Origin of the sequence: Serpentinicella alkaliphila (genome assembly GCF_018141405.1) — a bacterium.
GTDB lineage: Bacteria > Bacillota > Clostridia > Peptostreptococcales > Natronincolaceae > Serpentinicella > Serpentinicella alkaliphila.
The window spans coordinates 1160827-1180895 of record NZ_CP058648.1 but is presented as its reverse complement, the minus strand read 5'-3'; the positions used below and the strand labels follow the sequence as shown (position 1 = coordinate 1180895).

General features: G+C 32.6%; 20 protein-coding genes and 1 other annotated feature. Of the genes, 2 read left to right on the top strand and 18 right to left on the bottom strand.

Annotated elements, in window-relative coordinates; all coding sequences use genetic code 11:
- Window positions 1-17: 17 nt before the first annotated feature.
- From ftsH to HZR23_RS05925, 10 genes are all read right to left on the bottom strand, one after another.
- Window positions 18-1946: an ATP-dependent zinc metalloprotease FtsH gene (gene ftsH, locus HZR23_RS05970; RefSeq protein WP_132849867.1), complete on the bottom strand. Its 1929-nt coding sequence runs from the start codon at window positions 1944-1946 to the stop codon at window positions 18-20.
- An 82-nt stretch (window positions 1947-2028) separates the two neighbouring features.
- Entirely contained in the window at window positions 2029-3429 is a 1401-nt protein-coding gene (gene tilS, locus HZR23_RS05965) for a tRNA lysidine(34) synthetase TilS (RefSeq protein WP_132849868.1), read from the bottom strand.
- A 45-nt stretch (window positions 3430-3474) separates the two neighbouring features.
- Window positions 3475-4377: a protein kinase domain-containing protein gene (locus HZR23_RS05960; RefSeq protein ID WP_132849869.1), complete on the bottom strand. Its 903-nt coding sequence runs from the start codon at window positions 4375-4377 to the stop codon at window positions 3475-3477.
- A gap of 73 nt (window positions 4378-4450) precedes the next feature.
- Entirely contained in the window at window positions 4451-5185 is a 735-nt protein-coding gene (locus tag HZR23_RS05955) for a vWA domain-containing protein (RefSeq protein ID WP_132849870.1), read from the bottom strand.
- A 152-nt stretch (window positions 5186-5337) separates the two neighbouring features.
- A complete protein-coding gene (locus tag HZR23_RS05950) occupies window positions 5338-5832 on the bottom strand; it encodes a transposase (RefSeq protein ID WP_249536676.1) in 495 nt (164 codons plus the stop codon).
- 201 nt (window positions 5833-6033) lie between these two features.
- The gene (locus HZR23_RS05945; protein WP_213050336.1) at window positions 6034-6870 is read right to left on the bottom strand and encodes a hypothetical protein; all 837 of its coding nucleotides are present in this window, start codon (window positions 6868-6870) and stop codon (window positions 6034-6036) included.
- Between the two features lie 140 nt (window positions 6871-7010).
- Complete coding sequence (locus HZR23_RS05940) at window positions 7011-7202, bottom strand: helix-turn-helix domain-containing protein (RefSeq protein ID WP_132848414.1); 192 nt, start codon at window positions 7200-7202, stop codon at window positions 7011-7013.
- Window positions 7203-7235: 33 nt separating this feature from the next.
- Complete coding sequence (locus tag HZR23_RS05935; protein ID WP_132848415.1) at window positions 7236-8474, bottom strand: EAL domain-containing protein; 1239 nt, start codon at window positions 8472-8474, stop codon at window positions 7236-7238.
- Window positions 8475-8660: 186 nt separating this feature from the next.
- On the bottom strand, window positions 8661-8855 hold the full coding sequence (locus HZR23_RS05930; RefSeq protein ID WP_165913677.1) for a hypothetical protein: 195 nt from the start codon (window positions 8853-8855) through the stop codon (window positions 8661-8663).
- Between the two features lie 18 nt (window positions 8856-8873).
- A complete protein-coding gene (locus HZR23_RS05925; protein WP_132848416.1) occupies window positions 8874-9176 on the bottom strand; it encodes a hypothetical protein in 303 nt (100 codons plus the stop codon).
- A gap of 147 nt (window positions 9177-9323) precedes the next feature.
- Between HZR23_RS05925 and HZR23_RS05920 the strand changes: the two genes are divergently transcribed.
- A complete protein-coding gene (locus tag HZR23_RS05920) occupies window positions 9324-9845 on the top strand; it encodes a phosphatase PAP2 family protein (protein ID WP_132848417.1) in 522 nt (173 codons plus the stop codon).
- A gap of 36 nt (window positions 9846-9881) precedes the next feature.
- Complete coding sequence (proC, locus tag HZR23_RS05915; protein ID WP_132848418.1) at window positions 9882-10697, top strand: pyrroline-5-carboxylate reductase; 816 nt, start codon at window positions 9882-9884, stop codon at window positions 10695-10697.
- 46 nt (window positions 10698-10743) lie between these two features.
- Here proC and HZR23_RS05910 read toward each other — a convergent pair whose 3' ends face one another.
- The 8 genes from HZR23_RS05910 to aspS all read right to left on the bottom strand — a co-directional run bounded on the left by HZR23_RS05910 (window position 10744) and on the right by aspS (window position 19703).
- Complete coding sequence (locus tag HZR23_RS05910; protein ID WP_132848419.1) at window positions 10744-12465, bottom strand: methyl-accepting chemotaxis protein; 1722 nt, start codon at window positions 12463-12465, stop codon at window positions 10744-10746.
- 144 nt (window positions 12466-12609) lie between these two features.
- On the bottom strand, window positions 12610-13332 hold the full coding sequence (locus tag HZR23_RS05905) for an amino acid ABC transporter ATP-binding protein (RefSeq protein ID WP_132848420.1): 723 nt from the start codon (window positions 13330-13332) through the stop codon (window positions 12610-12612).
- 5 nt (window positions 13333-13337) lie between these two features.
- Window positions 13338-14006 carry an amino acid ABC transporter permease gene (locus HZR23_RS05900; protein ID WP_132848421.1) on the bottom strand — a complete coding sequence of 223 codons (669 nt, stop codon included), beginning with the start codon at window positions 14004-14006 and terminating at the stop codon, window positions 13338-13340.
- A gap of 78 nt (window positions 14007-14084) precedes the next feature.
- Window positions 14085-14894 carry a transporter substrate-binding domain-containing protein gene (locus tag HZR23_RS05895; RefSeq protein ID WP_132848422.1) on the bottom strand — a complete coding sequence of 270 codons (810 nt, stop codon included), beginning with the start codon at window positions 14892-14894 and terminating at the stop codon, window positions 14085-14087.
- 285 nt (window positions 14895-15179) lie between these two features.
- Complete coding sequence (gatB, locus tag HZR23_RS05890; RefSeq protein WP_132848423.1) at window positions 15180-16619, bottom strand: Asp-tRNA(Asn)/Glu-tRNA(Gln) amidotransferase subunit GatB; 1440 nt, start codon at window positions 16617-16619, stop codon at window positions 15180-15182.
- Entirely contained in the window at window positions 16616-18094 is a 1479-nt protein-coding gene (gatA, locus tag HZR23_RS05885) for an Asp-tRNA(Asn)/Glu-tRNA(Gln) amidotransferase subunit GatA (RefSeq protein ID WP_132848424.1), read from the bottom strand. The genes gatB and gatA overlap by 4 nt, the downstream gene beginning before the upstream one ends.
- Before the next feature lie 11 nt (window positions 18095-18105).
- Window positions 18106-18393, bottom strand: coding sequence for an Asp-tRNA(Asn)/Glu-tRNA(Gln) amidotransferase subunit GatC (gatC, locus tag HZR23_RS05880; RefSeq protein ID WP_132848425.1), 288 nt, complete (start codon window positions 18391-18393; stop codon window positions 18106-18108).
- A 17-nt stretch (window positions 18394-18410) separates the two neighbouring features.
- Window positions 18411-19703 carry an aspartate--tRNA(Asn) ligase gene (gene aspS, locus HZR23_RS05875; RefSeq protein ID WP_132848426.1) on the bottom strand — a complete coding sequence of 431 codons (1293 nt, stop codon included), beginning with the start codon at window positions 19701-19703 and terminating at the stop codon, window positions 18411-18413.
- Between the two features lie 93 nt (window positions 19704-19796).
- Window positions 19797-20049: a binding site (T-box leader), on the bottom strand.
- Window positions 20050-20069 lie beyond the last annotated feature (20 nt).

Genomic DNA, 20069 nt, shown 5'->3' with positions numbered 1-20069 from the left:
TAGTAAATTTATTTAATTTATTCTTCGTTACTGTTAGAGTTGTTGTCTTCGTTCTTATCTAGGTCTATATTCTTTAATTTAGCCTCGAACTCCTCAACAGTTTCACTGTCTTCTACAACTATGTCGTAATTAAATATTTTTTTGTATTGATCTGCATCTAATGTCTCTAGTTTCAACAGTGCTTTAGCGATTGTATGCAGTTTATCCATATTCTCATTTAGAAGGGTCTCGGCTCTATTATATGCTGTATCGACTATTTTTCTAATCTCCTGATCGATTTGGGCAGCCACTTCTTCCGAATAGTTTCTTTTTGAAGTTATATCTCTACCTAAGAATACTTCGTCATCATCATTAGTACCAAATGCCATTGGTCCAAGTTTTTCACTCATTCCATACTTTGTTACCATACCTCTGGCTACAGAAGCAACCCTTTGCAAATCATTTTGCGCCCCAGTACTAATATCATCTAAAACTAATTTTTCAGCAACTCTTCCACCTAAAAGATGAATTATATGCTCTTCCATCTCTGTTTTAGTTGCGTAGTATTTATCCTCAGTTGGTAAGATCATAGTAAATCCGCCGGCTCTTCCCCTTGGTATAATTGAAACCTGATGAACTGGTGCGGTGTTAGGTAAAAGAGTAGCTACAACCGCATGACCTGCTTCATGGTATGCCGTAAGCTTTCTTTCCTTTTCACTAATTACCTTACTTTTCTTTTCTACCCCAGCAATAACCTTAGTAATTGCTTCTTCAATTGTTTGCATTCTTATTTTCTTTTCACTTTTTCTAGCAGTAAGCAATGCTGCCTCATTCATAAGATTTTCTATATCTGCAGGTGTAAACCCTGGGGTTCTTCTTGCAAGCACTTTAAGATTTACATCATCAGCCAAAGGTTTATTTTTAGCATGCACCAATAATATTGCTTCTCTACCTTTTATATCAGGTGCCCCAACTGTAATCTGTCTATCAAATCTTCCTGGTCTTAAAAGGGCTGGGTCTAAAATATCCGGTCTATTTGTAGCAGCTACAATAATAATTCCTTCATTTAATCCGAAACCATCCATCTCAACTAATAGCTGATTTAAGGTTTGTTCTCTTTCATCATGGCCACCACCTAAGCCAGCACCTCTTCTTCGACCAACCGCATCAATTTCATCAATAAATATAATACATGGGGAATTTTTCTTGGCCTGATCAAACAAATCACGAACCCTTGATGCGCCAACCCCTACGAACATTTCAACGAAGTCTGAACCACTTATACTAAAGAAAGGTACTCCAGCCTCCCCTGCAACAGCTTTAGTTAAGTAAGTTTTACCTGTTCCCGGAGGCCCAACCATTAGGATACCCTTTGGTATTCTGGCTCCAAGTTCAATATATTTACGCGGACTTTTAAGAAAATCCACTAACTCTTCTAATTCTTCCTTTTCTTCATCTAGTCCTGCAACATCATCAAAGGTTATTTTTTTCTTTTCATCTTCCTTATGTAATTTAGCTCTACTTTTACCAAATGACATTACTCTGTTTCCGCCGCCCTGTGACTGCTGCATAAAAACAAACCAAAAAACTATGAAAATTAAAACCATAAATATTGATGGTAAAAGCTCTATAAACCATGGAGTTGTTGGTCGTGGTGCCCCTGTAACTTTCAACCCATTGCCTTCTAGCATTTGATTTTCTAAGATCTCACTAAATCTTTCTTCACTAAATACTTCGGGAATAAAAGAAGTGAAAAATACTTTCTCGTTATTACGAATAACAGTACCTTCTATTGATCTTTCGACTACATGTATTTCTTTGACATTTCCATTAACTAGTTCTTTATATAACTGGGAAAATCCTATATCCTCAACTGTTTGTTGTGGTGTTGAAAAACGTTGAACTACAATTAATAAAACTATAAAGATAAGAATATAGAAACTTGCGCCCCGGAAAAATTTCCTCAATAAAAGTCCTCCTCTCACACTCTGTGTTGTATATTACATTATTATATTCTACCATATTATCCATTTAAAAACAACTTTAAGACTACTTTATCGGCTCTTCTTTACAAAATTCGACCATTAATACTCTGGTAGTTTCACTGCTAACTTTATATGCCTCACTCATTCTGTATCCGACTACCCACATTATTTCATCCCCATCACAAAGTAGTGGAACTAAATCCCTTTCTTCCCTATCTATTTTTAAATCAATAAAAAAGTCTTTTAACTTTTTACTACCGGTTAATCCTAAAGGCCAAAATCTGTCCCCATCCCTTCGATTCCGTATATTAAGCCTATTATTTACTTTATCGTAGTCAAAACATTTTATGTATTTGTCTCTACTAATATCATTAATTTCTTGTTTATCAACTAAGCTTATTCTTATTTCTTGATCTATTTCTTCAATATATTCTAGACTATTTACTTGTAGTTCATAAATAAAATCTTTGTCATATTCAAAATCACTAATTACGGAAAATATTAGTCTTTCATAACTAATCCTCACTATTATACCCATTGGCAAAGTTCTTTTTTTAGCAGTTTGCCCATTTTCCAATAACTCTAATACACTATTTATGTGCTTATACTCAAGTACATCTTTTTTACCTACTAGGTCTTCAGTAGCAAATCTAAGCACTCTTGCCTTCAAAGACTCATGTAATTTATTAATTCCTACTATAGATAATTCTATTCTATTTTCTGTTTCTCTTAATTTTATTTCCTTATACATCTCTCTTGCTTTAGCTTCGATATATGAATTGTCTTTTTTCAATATTTCTGAAGTTCTTGCTAGAGTATCTATAATGTTTGGATTATAGTTTTCCATTAAATATGGCATTAATTCAAGTCTAATCTTATTTCTATGATAAATTGGTTCTAAATTTGTCTTATCTATTCTAGGTGATAAATTGTTAATTGAGCAATATTCTTCTATTTCGGCCCTAGTAATATTAAGTAGTGGTCTTATAATTTTCCCCCTATTATATGGTATTGCTGTCAAACCTTCTAATCCTGTTCCTCTTAAAAATCTCATCAATATAGTTTCTGCTTGATCATTTAAATTATGTGCAACAGCAATTTTATTAGCTCCTACTTTTTCAGATATTTCTTCAAAAAATTGGTATCTTTGAAGTCTTCCGGCCTCCTCAAAGGAAATCCCCTTTATTGATGCCACTTGAGCTACATCCACGCTTTTAATAAAGCATATTATATTAAACTCCTCACATAGCTTTGAAACATAGTGGGCATCAAGTTGAGATTCAATCCCTCTAAAGTTATGGTTTAAGTGAGCTCCGTAAACAGTTATTTTATATTCCTCTTGTAAATACCAAAGTAAATGTAATAAACAAACTGAATCTGGTCCACCTGATATTCCAACTATAATTTTATCTCCTAATTGTATTAGTTCCTCTTTAAATATTGTTTCCTTAACCTTATTTATCATATGTACATCCCTCTTTAAAAAAACATTTTTGTAAAAATTAATACTTCATAATTTTAATAAAATAAATATAGTTGTCGTAATTAGTAATGAAACACTACATAAAAATATAACATTAATTCTTGCATCTAATTTTTCTATCATATTGTTCCTCTTACTAAGCTTTTCCCTATTATATATTTTTCTTAATCCTTTTGCAAAGAAATTTGATTGTTGTTCTTCCTTTAACCCAGCTATTAAAAATTCTTTTAGTTCCTTTGATATATCAATTGAATTCATTTTTTTTATTATATCATTTATATTTTGTAACCGAGGATTAAATTCTTCTCGGATAATTAATCTAATAATTATCATTGTAACTATAAATAAATCATAGGATTCAGAAGCTACCCTATTTCCACAATTCCATTTAGATCTATCATAACCAGGGGTATATTCATTTATAAACTCCCCTTTTTTAGCAACTCCACCTAAATCAATTATTCTTAATTGTTTAAATCTTTTATCCAGCATAATATTTTCTAGCTTTAAATCTCCTAAAACATAGCCTAAGCTATGGATTTTATTTAACCCCTCAACTATTACTAATACTAGACCTAGTATAGCATCCACGGAAAGGAATCTTCTTTTAACATATTCCTGTAAATTCATGCCATCTATATATTCTAAGCAAATGTAATAGTAGATTTCATTTTCGATTTCTAAATCATCGATTTCTAGTGCATTTATAACCATCTCTATATTTTTAAACTTATTTATTAAGTTATACTCTCGATTTATCGATATATTATCTTTAGTTATTTTGAGTGCAAAATATTGATTAGTCTTTATCCTCTTTACAAGATAGACTTTTCCCAATCCCCCCTCACCCAATTTTTTTACTACTTCATATTGGGTACCTTTCCATTTTCCTTTTATTTGTTGATAGGTTTGTAATTCAATAATACCCATCAAAACACCTCTTTTTTACAAATAATTAAAACAAATAAAGGTAGAGCTACCTACTCTACCTATAAAATACATTTTAACCGTAACACTCTTCTAACTCCCCATATCCCCTATCTAATAAACTTGAATTATTACAAAACTCTTCAATTAAACTGATGGCTTTTTCTATTGCAGGAGCCGTAGGTGTCCCACCGCTAGCCTTTGTTTCATAAAGATTTGCTTTTAAACTATTAATATCATCATTGAAATTATGAACTACCTCATAACTCTCAGTTCCTCTACCTGGGAAAGCAATTAATGCTACATTAGCATTTCCTTTTCTATTACTTAACGACTCTACTAAGTCTAAGACACTATATCTTGCCTCGTCTAATTTTTTACTCATGCTTCCACTACAATCCATAAGTATACAACAACTAATTTCTATTTCACTAGAATATTCCTCTATGTAATTCAATAGTTTTCCTCTCGATTTTGGCTCAATCTCCTCTAAGCCTTGTCCAAGTATTTCTTTCAGTTGTTTATTTACAGCCTGTTGTATTGTTTGATTAACAGTCCTTATTGTCATACTTTTCATAGTTTGATAAAGGTAGTCTATATGGGTGTACTCATAATGGCCACCCCCAGCCTTAGCTATATTTATTACTTCATCATAGGCATTATCTTTAGAGTCCTCACTATTTAGTATTCCGATTGTATTTACTATAATGTTCTTATTATATGCATGCTTTGCACTTATAACCGGATCTCCGCCAATGTTTGATTGTCCATCAGTTACTAATATTATCTGTTTTAAAACAGCAGTTTTCATATGTTGTCCCTCCTATTTTTTTGAGATTATTGGCAGCATCCTCAATTTTTATACCTAGTAATAATTACTAGCTCTAATCTTCAAAAACAAAAATAAACCCCATATTTAATGGAGTTTCTAAGTATATCCTATTATATTATTAATTCCATGAGTTATGCAGTTGACTCCATATACTGGGAATTTTGCACAGTAAACCAACCTAACAATAAATTCTTCGGCCAAAATTTATCAATAAGTCTTGCAAATTGCCTAACTTCTGTGTCAAAATGTACTTGTATAGTTTGAAAGCATTGCTGTGCTTTTATAACGATACGGTATGTGGCGTTGAAAAAGTTTCGGACCATTTCGCCGTGGGTGAAGCCTTCTTCAGCGCCTTTATTATTGAGTTCCCATCTTGCATAGACAAGTAAAGTTTCTGCTGTAAAAATGAGCTCAATATGGGCGTAATGATGACTTTCCGACGTTGAGTGGCAAGAATTCAACCCCAGTTCTTGTTTTGCAGTTCTAAAAAAAACCTCAATGCTCCAACGCTTAATATATGCATCTAAAGCTTCTTCAGGATTATCGACCCTATTACTAATCAAAAGGTAAGCCCCACGATATGTAGCTGCAACCTCTTTGTTTTTCTCAAATTCATCCTTCATCATTTCAGTATCTTCTTTGAGTCTTGTAGCTACAACTGCTTTGCAATAGGCGTATAACGATACTTAGTTACTACTTTACCCTGCTTTCCAACTAAACGGTAGGGTAACTTGATATAAATATTAGGTATGGATATAGCACTTACTTTATCTTTGGCATACTAATAAGAAGTTTGAAAAAAACTTCTTTAATAAGCATTGAAGGCTTTACAGGGATAAAGCGTTCTCGGCCTGTAATATTCTCAATTTCTTTTCGATAAAGTGCTGTATTACGTTTTGCCTTAGTAACCCAATCATATTGATGATCTGTGAGCCAATTAAAAAGTCTTTGCATAAAAACCGGCGGTCCATGGCAACCCATAGTACCCCTGTGTAAATCCGGCGAATATCCATTAGCATTTCTTTTGAAAGATCTATTTTTGTCTGTTTTTCATCGCTATTTTCTACCTTACGCCAAATACGCCAAAACAATGGATATTTAAGTCCGTTCTTTAATACAACAGTTGTAGCAACTATATTCATACACCAGATATTTATTTTAATGGAGCTATCATATAACCAACAAAGGAAAGGGATTTTCTTTCCATGGGCATGAGCCACCTTTGTATCATCAAGTACAATAACATCTCCTTCAGTAAATGCAGTTTCTTCTTCTTGTTGTAGTCTTTGTACTCTTTTAAAACTAAATAAACCCCAATTATAATCAGTTGTAAAAAAGCGGCTAAAGGTATATTGAGCCATTTTAAGATTCCGAAACATCGGTTGTAATAAGCTATCCTTAGTAGCATAATCAGAAATACGTGAGACAGAATTTTTATTAGCAATAAGTCCTACCACATAAGCAAAAGCAATAAGCCAAGTGGGTACACCATTACGTTTTACAATACCCGATTGCGTAAGCAGAAGTGAAAAATCAAATTTATCCCAAATTGCTTTTAAAACTGGCGTTCCGCCCCCATTTCCTTGTTGTAAATTTCTATATTTCGGTTTCCCAAGAGTCATATTTATCACCCATTCATCAAGAGTAATGGCTATTAATACCATTCACTTTGATTATTGGGGCGGGTTTAAAAAGTCAAGTCTTTTTTGCTATTTCAAGACATATAAAACAAAAATATTTTTTAGTATATTATAATATACGATACATCAGTCTTATTTACATTTATTTACACGAACTGCATAACTCATGTTAATTCGTCTACTTTAATCCCTAATACTCTTGCTATTGAAACTACTTTGTGTAAAGATGGATTAGCTTTTGTTCCCCTTTCTAATTCTTCAATATAGCTTTTGGAAATATGTGTTAACTTAGATACTTCTCTTGTGGTATACCCTTTCATATTTCTTAATTCCCTCATTTTATATCCGTTTAACACCTATGACATCCCCTTTACTGAATAATATTTTTATTAACCCGTAGAGGCTTCTGGGCATTTCAAGTTGTTTATTGCAACTAAGACATATAATAAATGAGCTACTGGCACTACACCAAAGTACTTCCCTTCTCTTACTGTAATAACATAATCATACATTTTTTCTTGTTTTCTTGAAATCGCCATACTACAAACATCCACAATATTGTATCTTTGCTCTACAATTAATGGGTCCCTGTCCATAACCTCTGTAACAGGCTTTCTAAGAAAGTTTAGAACATTTTTGGATTCTACTTTTCTATAATAAAACTTATTCCTCATAACTAATCCTATGACACTTTTTTCATTGTTAGTAATTATGACTGCCTGAAGTTTTTTATTTCCTTCAAATAATTCATTAACTTTATTACAATCACTGTCTTCTAGAATTGTTTCATCTGCCCTGGAAATATCACCTATAGTTATTCTTTCTTTTCTAGAGAAAATCTTTTGCATTAATAAATTTAAATCTTTGATTAACTTCACTTCGTTTTTGTCTATCGGAGTAATTGATGGTTGAGGCCTCTGCAATAAAAATCCTTGACCGTAATGAATACCTATGGATATTAGAACCCTTAGCTCTTCTTTTGTTTCTATACCTTCAGCTATAAGTTTTATATCTGCAATCTCTGCAAATTTAACAAAGCTTTTTAACAATTCTTTCTTAATAATATCCTTATCTATATTCCGTATGAGTTCCATGTCGAGTTTTATGTAATTTGGTCTTGTCTCAGTCATTACTCTAAGTCCCGAATGACCGTTTCCTGCATCATCAATTGCTATTTTGTACCCCTGTCCCCTATAATTGTCTAATATGTGATTAAATTTCTGAAAATCGCTAATAGCTGTATGCTCTGTTATTTCAAAGACGATTTGGCCTGTTTCGATTTCATAGGATGACAATAATCCTCGAGTAAAGCCTTTTTTAAACTTTGAGTCATTAATAATATTACTGTCAATATTAAGGAATAAAATCTTTTTATTTAAAAAGCCTCTAGCCCCTCTTATAGCCTCCTGCCTACATAACATATCCAATTCCCAAACCATGTTATAGTCCTTAGCAGCAGTAAATAAATGTTCTGGATTACTAAAAACACTATTTTTAGGTCCCCTGCTTAAAGCCTCGTACCCTAATTCTTCACCAGTTTTCAAGCATACAATTGCTTGATATACTGGTGTAATTTCTCTGTTTTTTAAAATATTTATGAATTCATTTTTTACTGTTTTATCATTCATTGAGTAGTTACTTCTCCTTCATCTATATAATTAGTATAACCCCCAACTCAACCCCTACCCCTATTTTATCTTTTACTTACTTACATAATAGCTTAATAATAATAGTAATATGTTATGTCAATGTTAATTTTTATGATTTTTTATACTAAATTCTTCATTATTCCTAGAGCTAGCCTTGCTTTTTTCCTAAAAAAATTTATTTAAAAGAGATTTTATTCTTTCCCTAAATGTTCTTCGTTTTGGATAACATTCATTAATGTCATCTTCAGCTATCCATGGTAACCATAGATTATGTATTTGAAGTACAAAGTACGGCTCCTCAATTTCTGTATTTGGTGAGTTCTCTGGACAATGTACTATATCCTCAGGACTTGGATGCATTACAACTATTTGAACATTTTAAATATCAATTTCATAACAATCAGAAGAGTTAGCTACACCGTTTATTGCATAATATACAACATTCTCAACAATATTTTCATCTTTATTGACAATAACAGACCACTGTTCTATGGGCTTTCCCACATCAATTCCAAATTCCTCTAAAAATCTTCTAAGTCCTAATGGAATTGCCTGTATATTTTTATAGTAGTTACGATAGGTTGCGCAGCTACATAATATATCCAATCTCTCATAATAAGCACGGGTTATGTCCTTATCAAAATTAAATCTCCAGTCATACCTATTCATTTCATTTTTCATTTTCTACCTCCATTATGAGTTTAAGATACATTCATTATATAGGCCAACATCTAACTATAAATTTACGTACTCTTAACAACCTGTTAATAATTAACATATACAATTAGTTATATAAATACATTTAATTAAAAGAGGAAGTGAATTAGTATGTATAGTTTAACTAATCTTATTTTAGAAACTGATAAGGAACTATTCTGTTTTATTAATAGCAAAAACCATTATAGATACTTAAATATTTTCATGAGAAACATTACTCATTTAGGGTCAACTGTATTTAGTATTCTTCTACCCTTATTTTTAATGTCCTTAAATAATAAATCTTTTCAAGTTGGAAAAACCATAGCAATACACCTAGTGATAAATCAAGTTATTGTTCAAGTTATAAAACGTCTAGTTAATAGACCTAGACCATATAAAATTCTAAAGGATTTAGCCCTAAGTAATGTTCCTAAATGCAACTACTCTTTTCCTTCTGGTCACACTAACGCTGCCTTTACTACTGCATTAATTCTAGGTAAATTCTTTCCATTATTCTCTCTCGTTTTTTTAACCTTAGCTTTCTTAGTTGGTGTATCAAGAATTTATTTGGGTGTCCACTATCCTACTGATGTTTTATGTGGAATAATTATAGCTCACTTAGCCACTATAATATTGTCAATTTCAATTTAAAGTGCTACACTAAAAAATAAAAAAGAGGGTGTTTAAGTGAGCTATAAAATTGGTTTTATCGGATCTGGCAATATGGCCTTTGCACTTATTAACGGACTTACTTACAAAAATCCAAACATTAAACAAAGCATTTATATTTCAGATAAAGATACACAAAAGTGCCAAGACTTAGCTAGTAAATTTAATATTAATATTTGTACTAATAATTCAGATTTAGTTAGTCATTGTGATATTATATTTTTGGCAGTTAAGCCTAACATTTATCCAGTAGTTTTGAATGAAATTAAAGCAATAGTTACTAGTGATAAAATATTAATTTCTATAGCAGCAGGAATATCTATAGCATTTATAGAAAGCTTTTTCCAAGCTAACACAAAAATTGTACGCACTATGCCAAACACCCCTGTTTTAGTTTTAGAAGGAATGACAGCTATCACTCCTAATAGGTTTATCCCTAAAGAAGAGATTGATATAGTTGTTGAATTATTTGAAAGTGTAGGTAAGGTGGATATTATTGATGAAAGTTTAATGGATATGATACCAGCTATAAGCGGAAGTAGTCCTGCCTATGTCTATATGTTTATAGAGTCATTAGCTGACGGTGCTGTTCTACAAGGAATGTCTCGTGTTAAAGCATATACTTATGCATCCCAAGCAGTTTTAGGGGCTGCAAAAATGGTATCCGAAACAAGACTGCACCCTGGAGATTTAAAAGATAATGTTTGTTCTCCTGGTGGAACTACAATTGAAGCGGTTTTTTCCTTAGAGAAAAATGGATTTAGAAGTGCAGTAATTGATGCAATGAATGCCTGTACTAATAAAGCTAAGCTATTATCGAATACTAAAAAATAGTTTAAAAAAGAGTTTAGGAGAATTTTTTCCCTAAACTCTTTCATGTTTATATTTTAAATTCTTTTACTACATCCTTAAGCAAATGGGCCTGTTCTTTCAATGTTTCACTGCTACTTGCTATCTCTTCCATAGATGCTACCTGCTCTTCAGTGGAAGCTGAAACATTTTCTATTTCAAAGGAAATTTTTTGTGTAATTTCATTCATAAACTTTGTAGATTCTGTGACTTCAACACTTTGAATTTCCATAAGATTGATATTGTGTAATATCTCTCTAATTTGATCATTAATTTCCTCAATTTGAGATCTTATTTCGTCAAAGGATTTTATTGCTCCTCCTACGACCTTAGTTCCTTCCCTAACATTTTCTAGACTATTAATCATTACTAAATTAGCACCATCAATATTATGTTTATTTAGTAGAATAAGATTACTTATTTCTTCAGCAGCATCTTGAGAATTTTCAGCTAATTTTCTAACTTCCTCAGCAACAACTGCAAACCCCCTACCATGGTCACCGGCTCTAGCAGCCTCAATTGCGGCATTTAGGGCTAATAAGTTAGTTTGCTCTGCAATACTTTTAATAGCAGAAATAATTTCATTCATCTTAATAGAGCTATTAGTTATTTCTATTAAAGAGTTTTGCACATTATTTGTACTTGCCTCAATATTATTCATTTGTACTTCAACCCTATTCATTTCCTCTTTACCTAGATTAGATTTTATTAAAACCTGATTACTAATATTTGATATAGATTTTGTATTTTCTGACAAATTATCTATACTAATTGAGTTCTTTTCCACAGCTCTAACGGAATTAGAGACTTGGCTTATTTGTTCTTTAGTATGTAAAGCTACATCCGACGAAGAAATAGCTATCTGTTCGGTTGCTTGTACAACTTGATTGGAAATTTGACTCATATCATCAGAAAATGTTGAAACCTTTTCTGATAATTGTATAATATTTTCTACAAACCCTCTTAATTTTTCAATCATTTGTTGAAATGAATTACACAACTGTCCAATTTCATCCTTTCTATTCCTCAAGTTTTCAGGTATATCATGAACAATAATTAGGTTTGATATTTCGTTTGAAATTTCAACTAGCTTATCCATAGGCTTGAATATTTTATACGAAGTCCATATACCTAAAACAAATACACATATAATAAGCAGAGTAACTAGCATGAAAATAAATTTTCTAAATTGAATAAGGGCATTATACCCCTGTTCTACATCATAATCCACCCCAACAAGACCAATAACAGTACCACCTGTATCTTTTATTGGATAGTAGGCATATATAAGTGCTCCGTAGTCACTAACTTCAACGGTATTACTAACAAAGTAATTACCTGTTTTATACACATTATCCATTTCCGTTGTGAAGTAGTCGATTTCTTGCCCAATAAATATATCTCCATCTACTTCGTAGTCAGCATCTACAACTGAAACATATTTTCCCCCTTCGTTTTTTCTAATAGTATAAATATACTTTGCACCGGAAATATCCCTTATTTTCTGCAACTCTGTAAGAAGTTCATTGAAATATTCCGATTCCATATCATCTGGGTCTTTTAATTGTTTAAAGCGATTACCGTCAACTGCCTGAGATGTGATTTTACTAATTTCATAGGATCTGTCTACCATCTGACTTATTAATAGATTTTGTGATTTAATCACTAAAATACTAGACAATAATACTATGGGTATTAGAGAGATACTTAGAAAAACCACTAGAATCTTAAATTTTAATCCTTTTGTTTTCAAAAAAACGCCCCCATAATTCGTAATTACAACATTACTTATTAAAACCTATTTATTACCTTAAATTATATTTAACACCTACTGAATCGTCAAACAAATTTGTTATTTTTAGACAAAAATACCCCTAGAATTTAGGAGTATTTATACTTAGTTTATTATTTGCCCTAAGAAGGCTTTCAGTCTTTCATGTTTAGGGTTTTCGAATATTTCTTCTGGTGAACCCTGTTCAGCTATAATTCCTTCATTTAAAAATATTACATGATCTGATACTTCTCTAGCAAACCCCATTTCATGGGTTACTATAATCATAGTCATTCCTTCTTTAGCTAAATCCCTCATAACAGTAAGAACTTCACCAACTAGCTCTGGATCTAGCGCAGACGTAGGCTCGTCAAATAATACAACCTTTGGATTCATTGCCAAAGTCCTGGCTATAGCAACTCTTTGTTGTTGACCACCTGATAACATGGCTGGATATTCATCTGCCTTATCTAATAGTCCAACTTTATCAAGCAAACCTAAAGCTATCCTTCTAGCGTCTAATTTGTTGGCACCTAAAACTGTTATAGGTCCTTCCATAACATTTTCGATTGTAGTCATATGAGGAAACAGATTAAACCTTTGAAAAACCATACCAACTTTTTGCCTAATCTCATTTATTTCCTTTGCCTTACTGACTAATTGACCATCTATCCATATTTCACCTTTATTTTTTCTTTCCAAAAAGTTTATACAACGAAGCAATGTACTTTTACCGGATCCACTGGAGCCTATCATGCAAACCACTTGCCCGCCATTAACTTCCATATCTATTCCTTTTAACACTTCAAAATCTCCATAATACTTATGTAAATTTTTTATTCTTATCACTTATCTCACCTCTCGTAAACTTTCAGTCTATTTTCTATCCTTAACAAGCCCTTAGATAAAACTGTAGTAATTATTAAATAATAGCTTGCTGCAATAAAAAACATAGGCCATGGATTCCAAGTTGCGGCGGTGTATTGTCTAGTCAACATTATGATCTCTGTTATTGTTATAACACTAGCCAACGAAGAGTCTTTAACAGCTATTATAAATTGATTGCCTAAAGCTGGTACAGACCTTTTAAATGCCTGTGGTAGAATAACTCGTCTCATTGCTTGCCACTTTGTCATCCCTAGTGATCTAGCTGCTTCATTTTGGCCAGAATCTATTGACTCAACAGCCCCTCTAAAAATTTCACTAATGTATGCCCCATTATGGAATGCAAGCCCAACTATGGCCGAAGTAAACCGTGGTAAATTAATTCCCGCCTCTGGTAAAGCATAAAAAATAAAAATTAACTGTAACAATAAAGGAGTTCCCCTTACTATCGTTATATATATATCAGTGATTTTCATCAGCGGCTTAAGCTTAGTCATCTTTAGCATTGTTGCAAAGAAACCAAATAGTGTTCCTAATACAATCGATAGAAAAGAAAGTTGTAAGGTCATAATAACTCCAGGAAAAAATCTAGGTGCAAACTCAATCACTACATTAATGAATGCTATTATTTGATTCATTAGACTATCACTCTCCTCCAAATACAAAGTGGGTAATATACACTATTACCCACAAATAATACACAGTTTACTCATCTATTAGTTTTCTAGAATATTAACTCCAAACCATTTTTCACTTATTTGAGCATATGTACCATCATCTTTCATTTCTTGCAAAGCATTATTTACTGCTTCTAATAGCATCGGATCTTCTTTTCTTATAGCTATAGCACATGCCTCAATGTATAGGGGTTCTCCTATAGGGTCCAGTGATATGTTAAACTTTTCTATCCCATTCAAACCAACTAATAGGCCGGTTACAAGTCCATGAGTACGATTCTGCTGTACTGCTCTCATATTATCTATGTCGCTCTCAAACTGCATAATGTCTTTTATATTTTCCATACCTTCTAAAAAACTTTGAAAGGTTGTACCAGTTACAACACCTACAACTGCATCTTCTATTTCTGAAATATCCTTAACACCTAAATCATTTCTACCAAAAAACTGGGCACCATCGTAATAATAAGGATCGGTAAAATTCACTTTCTCTAACCTATCCTCAGTTATTGCCATACTACCAATAATCATATCGAAGCGTTTACTTGTTAAACCACCAATTATACCATCCCATAATACGGTTACAGGCTCAGCCTCTACCCCTAATTTTTGAGCTATAGCATTGGCAATATCAATATCAAAACCAATTAGACTTCCATCTGTGTCAATATAGTTGAATGGAGGATAAGCTCCAGTCATTGCAAAGGTCATTGTTCCTTTTTCTAAAATTGTATGTAAAGTATCAGTCTGTTCTTTTGACTCTCCTGCTGTTTCGCCTCCATTATCTACACATCCTACTAAAAATACCATCATTATTACTAATAAAAAAACCCCTATTTTTTTAGTCATTATAACCCTCCATATTTATATATTTTGGGCTGTCGACAGCAAAGATTTCACGTGAATAAAAAAAACTTTGGGTTAATTTTATTAAAAATCCTTCCCAAAGTCAAAGTCGGCCATTTCCCTTATATTTACATTATTTGGAGTGACAGAGTCTCACAGACTATAACATGCCCTATCCTTACATATACTCCCATATACTCCCATATGCTACACTCATTGATTTTGCTCACTTGTTTCAAACACTCTTCTATAAAAGCGATTCCAATAGTCTTAGTATTTTTTATTTCTTTAAACAATTTTTATTTTATTTAGTAACATTTCTTTAGCCATTACAGGATTTGCTTGACCTTTTGTTTCTTTCATTACCTGCCCCATCAAAAAGGTTAAAGCCTGCTCTTTTCCAGCCTTATAGTCTTCTATGGATTTAATATTTCCTTCTAGTACCGTGTCTACAATTACTTCTAAAACATTCCCTTGACTAATTTGCTTTAGACCCTTTTCTTCAATAATTATTGTAGGCTCTTTTCCTGTATTAAACATCTCTTCTAATACATCCTTAGCAATTTTACCACTTATATCGCCTTTCTCTATAAGTTTAAGGAGCTCTGATATATCCTGTGCTTTTATAGGGATACTTCCAATATTAGTATCCTGTACCTTTAACAATTTCATCAAATCTCCTAACACCCAATTAGCTATTAGTTTAGGTGAAAGCCCAAACTTAATGACTTCTTCGAAATAGTCAGCTAAGCTTTTTTCTCCTACTAATATTTCCGCCTCTTTTTCTGTTAGTTTATAATCTTCAATAAAACGGGCTTTTTTATCAGAAGGTAATTCTGTTAATGTTTCTTCTATTTGTCTTATAGTTTCATCATCAACTACTAGTTTAGGAATGTCTGGTTCCGCAAAATATCTATAGTCATGGGCATCTTCTTTTTTTCTCATTGATATAGTTCTTCCTTTAGAACTATCCCAGCGTCTTGTTTCTTGAATAACTTTGTAGCTTTCATTAAAATCGTAAAGCTCTCTTTGTCTACTCTCTTCTTTTTCCAAAGCCTTTTGGAGCTCCTTAAAAGAGTTTATATTTTTAAGTTCAACCTTCGTATTTAATCTTGCATCTCCATGTTCTCGAATGGATATATTTGCGTCACATCTAAGGGAACCCTCTTCCATCCGACAGTCGGAAATGTTTTCGTATTCTAATATAGATTTTATAGTTTTAGCGTATTGAACAGCCTCTAATGGTGATCTTAAATCAGCCTCTGTTACTATTTCTATTAAAGCAACTCCAGACCTATTATAATCTACTAATGTAAATGGCTCATCCTGTAAATGAATCAACTTCCCTGGATCCTCTTCAATATGAATTCTATTAATCCTAATTCTTTTCTTTTCTCCATCTAAGTCAATATCTACATACCCACCCGTACAGACAGGATAATCATATTGGGAAATCTGGTAAGCCTTAGGTAAGTCAGCATAGAAATAATTTTTTCTATCCATTTTACTTACATTATTAATTTTACAGTTTAAGGCTAAACCAGCTTTAATAGCTAGATTTACTACCTCTTTATTTAGACGGGGTAATGAACCTGGCAAGCCTAGACATATGGGACAGGTCTGTTTATTTACATCTCCGCCGAAATCAGTTGGACAACCACAAAATATTTTTGATTTTGTCTTTAGTTCTGCATGAATCTCTATTCCAATTACAGTTTCCCACTTCATCTTTTTGCCTCCTTAATTACAGCAACTCCGTTTCCCAATCCTAGTTCCTGTTCTAGTGCATATGCTGCTCTCAGTATTTTACTTTCACTAAATGGACCACCAATAATTTGAAGTCCAATTGGCAAGCCCTCCATGCAAAATCCGCAAGGTAATGAAATAGCAGGCAGTCCAGTTAAATTGGCACTTATAGTATATATATCAGATAAATACATATCTAGTGGGTTACCTATTTTTTCTCCTATTGGAAAAGGTAGTACTGGAGATGTGGGACTAATTATTAAATCATATTTTTTAAATATATCATTAAATTGTTGTTTTATTTTTTCTCTAACTTTTTGAGCCCTATTGTAGTAGGCATCATAATACCCTGAAGTTAATGTATATGTTCCTAGCATTATCCTTCTCTTAGTTTCCTTACCGAAACCTTCAGTTCTAGCATTTAAAACTAGCTCCTCAATATCCTCATATTCATCAGATCTGTAACCATATTTAATTCCATCAAATCTACCTAAATTTGAACTAGCCTCCGCGGAGGAAATTATATAATAAGCGGAAAGACCTTCCTCTGTAATAGGGAGGGAAATTTCATCAATTGTTGCACCTAATCCCTTTAACATAAACATACTTTCCATTATTTCATTAGTAATTTGACTATCCAAAGTACTTGGGAAAAACTCTCTAGGTATAGCAATCCTTAGTCCTTCTATTCCCTTCTCTATTTCATTTAAATAACTGGTAGCATTTTTTACGGATTTAGTAGTACCATCCTTTGGATCAAAACCATGGATTACATCTAAAGTCAATGCACAGTCTTTAACACTTTTTGTAATCGGACCTATTTGATCGAGGGAAGAGGCAAATGCCACTAATCCATATCTAGATACTAATCCATAGGTTGGCTTCAATCCAACAACTCCACAAAATGCAGCGGGCTGTCTTATTGAGCCACCTGTGTCAGATCCTAAAGCCATAAAAGCCATACCTGCAGCTACGGCTGCTGCAGAACCACCTGAAGATCCCCCCGGAACTCTATCTAATCTCCAAGGATTTTTTGTTACTTTAAATGCAGAGTTTTCCGTGGATGAGCCCATAGCAAATTCATCCATATTTGTCTTACCAATAATTATAGCCCCTGCATCCTTTAATTTCTTTACAACTGTAGCGTCATATGGTGGGATAAAATCCTCTAACATCTTGGATGCACAGGTTGTTTTTATTCCTTCCGTACAAATATTATCTTTTATAGCAATAGGAATACCAGCTAAAGGCCCTAGAACTTCTCCTTGTTCGATAGCTGTATCAATTTCCTCTGCCTTCTTATATGCTTCCTCTTCACTCAAAGTAATATATGCCTCTACTTGATCCTCAACTTCACTAATTTTTTTATATACACTTTGAACCAATTCCTTAGCAGTGAATTTTTTTGTATCTAATCCACTCCTTATATCTTCCATAGTCATTTGATCAATTTTCATAAATACACCCCCTATTCTATTACCTTTGGTATCTTTATATATCCCCGTTCTTTGTCCTTAGCATTTGCAAATAGCTTTGTATTTTCTTCAAATATTTCTACCTTATCTTCCCTTAATTCAGTAGGCACTAATTCCTCATTAATTGAAGTATCACCCAACTCATAATCCGACTCCTTCAATGAATCAAAATGCTTTAATATCCCTTCAAACTCTGTTGTTAATTCCAGCGCTTCCTCATCGGTAAATTTTAATTTAGCTAACTTTGCAATATACAACACTTCTTCTTTACTAATTTTCATAGGATTCCCTCCTTATTTTAAGGTGTTACTCTTTTCATATCCCTAGGTAAAAGTGTAGCCTGTCGAATATTCTCAAGATCTAATAACTTCATTGTTAACCTTTCTAGACCTATGGCTAATCCCCCATGAGGCGGCATACCATATTTAAAACTATCTAAATAGAAGCTAAAATCTTCAGGGTTTAATTTGAAATCTATCATATTTTGCTTTAACATTTCATAATCATGAATCCTTTGACCACCAGTTGTTATTTCTAAACCTTTATAAATTAAATCAAAGCTTCTAGTTAAAGTTTTATCTGCTGCATCAGGCATTGTATATACTGGTCTTTTAGCTACTGGATATTTAGTTATAAATAAAAATTCACTATTATACTTTTCCTTAATATATTTAGAAATAATTACTTCTCCCTCTGCATCGATATTTCCCTCGGGAGACTTTTTATTAAAGTCATCTAAAAGAATTCTTTGGATTTCCTTTAGCGGGATTCTTGGAATTTTATTTATTTTAGGTAACTCTACTTTAAATAACTCTAATTCTTTCTGACATGTTTCATTTAAGTGATCAAATAGATAAATCAAAAATCTTTCTTCTAAGTCCATTATTTCTTCTTCACTTTCAATAAAGCCCATTTCAATATCTAAGCTGACGTATTCATTTAAATGTCTCCATGTGTTATGAAGCTCAGCTCTATAGGCATGCCCCACTTCAAACACCCTTTCGAAACCTGCTCCAACCATCATCTGCTTATAAAACTGAGGGCTTTGGGCTAAAAATACTCTTCTATTAAAATAGTTTATCGAGAACATTTCGGACCCTCCCTCTGTTCCAGATGCTACTATTTTTGGAGTGTGAATTTCTGTAAAGCATTCATTTTTTAGAAATGTTCTAAAAGCCTCTACAATTTCTTCTTGAATTTTAAAAGGTGCCCTAACTCTTGGGTTTCTCAAGCTAATACTTCTGAAATTTAATTGATTTTCCAAGTTAGCCTCTATTTCACCCATATTTATAGCAAAGGGTAGTACATCATAATGAATATCTGCAATCTTTACTATTTCTTGTACAGCAATCTCTACTCCATTTATAGCCTTTGGATTTACTACAGTTTCCCCTATTACTTCAATAGGCATTTCTAATTTTAATCCTTCTCTATCACTGGCTTCTACAACTAATTGAATAAGCCCTGTTTTATCTCTTAGTATTATGAAACTAATCTTCCCTAAATTATGAATTTTATAAACCCAGCCCTTTAGCTTTACAGATTTTCCTGGTTCACTTTGTAATATTTCTTTAATAAATACCCTTTCCATAAATTATCCCTCCAATTATTTTGTGTATATATAAACTTTTTCTGCGCATAAAAAGTTTAATTTAATAAAAAAACCCGCCCATATACTATTAAGTATAAGGACGGGATATCTTCCGCGGTACCACCTTACTTGACTACAAATGCAATCATCTCATCAGTACAGACTATATTATTAATCGATACTTATTCCCTTTAACGGTGGAACTCCGGCCAAGTCTACTCTATAAAAATATTTCGGTTGGCTCCTCAGGGATGTTCTTCAATACAACTCTAATATTAGGCTTTCACCAACCCTAACTCGCTTTGAAATCGAAATCTGTATTTACTCTTCCCATCATCATATTTATATAATATTTAATTTTTATTT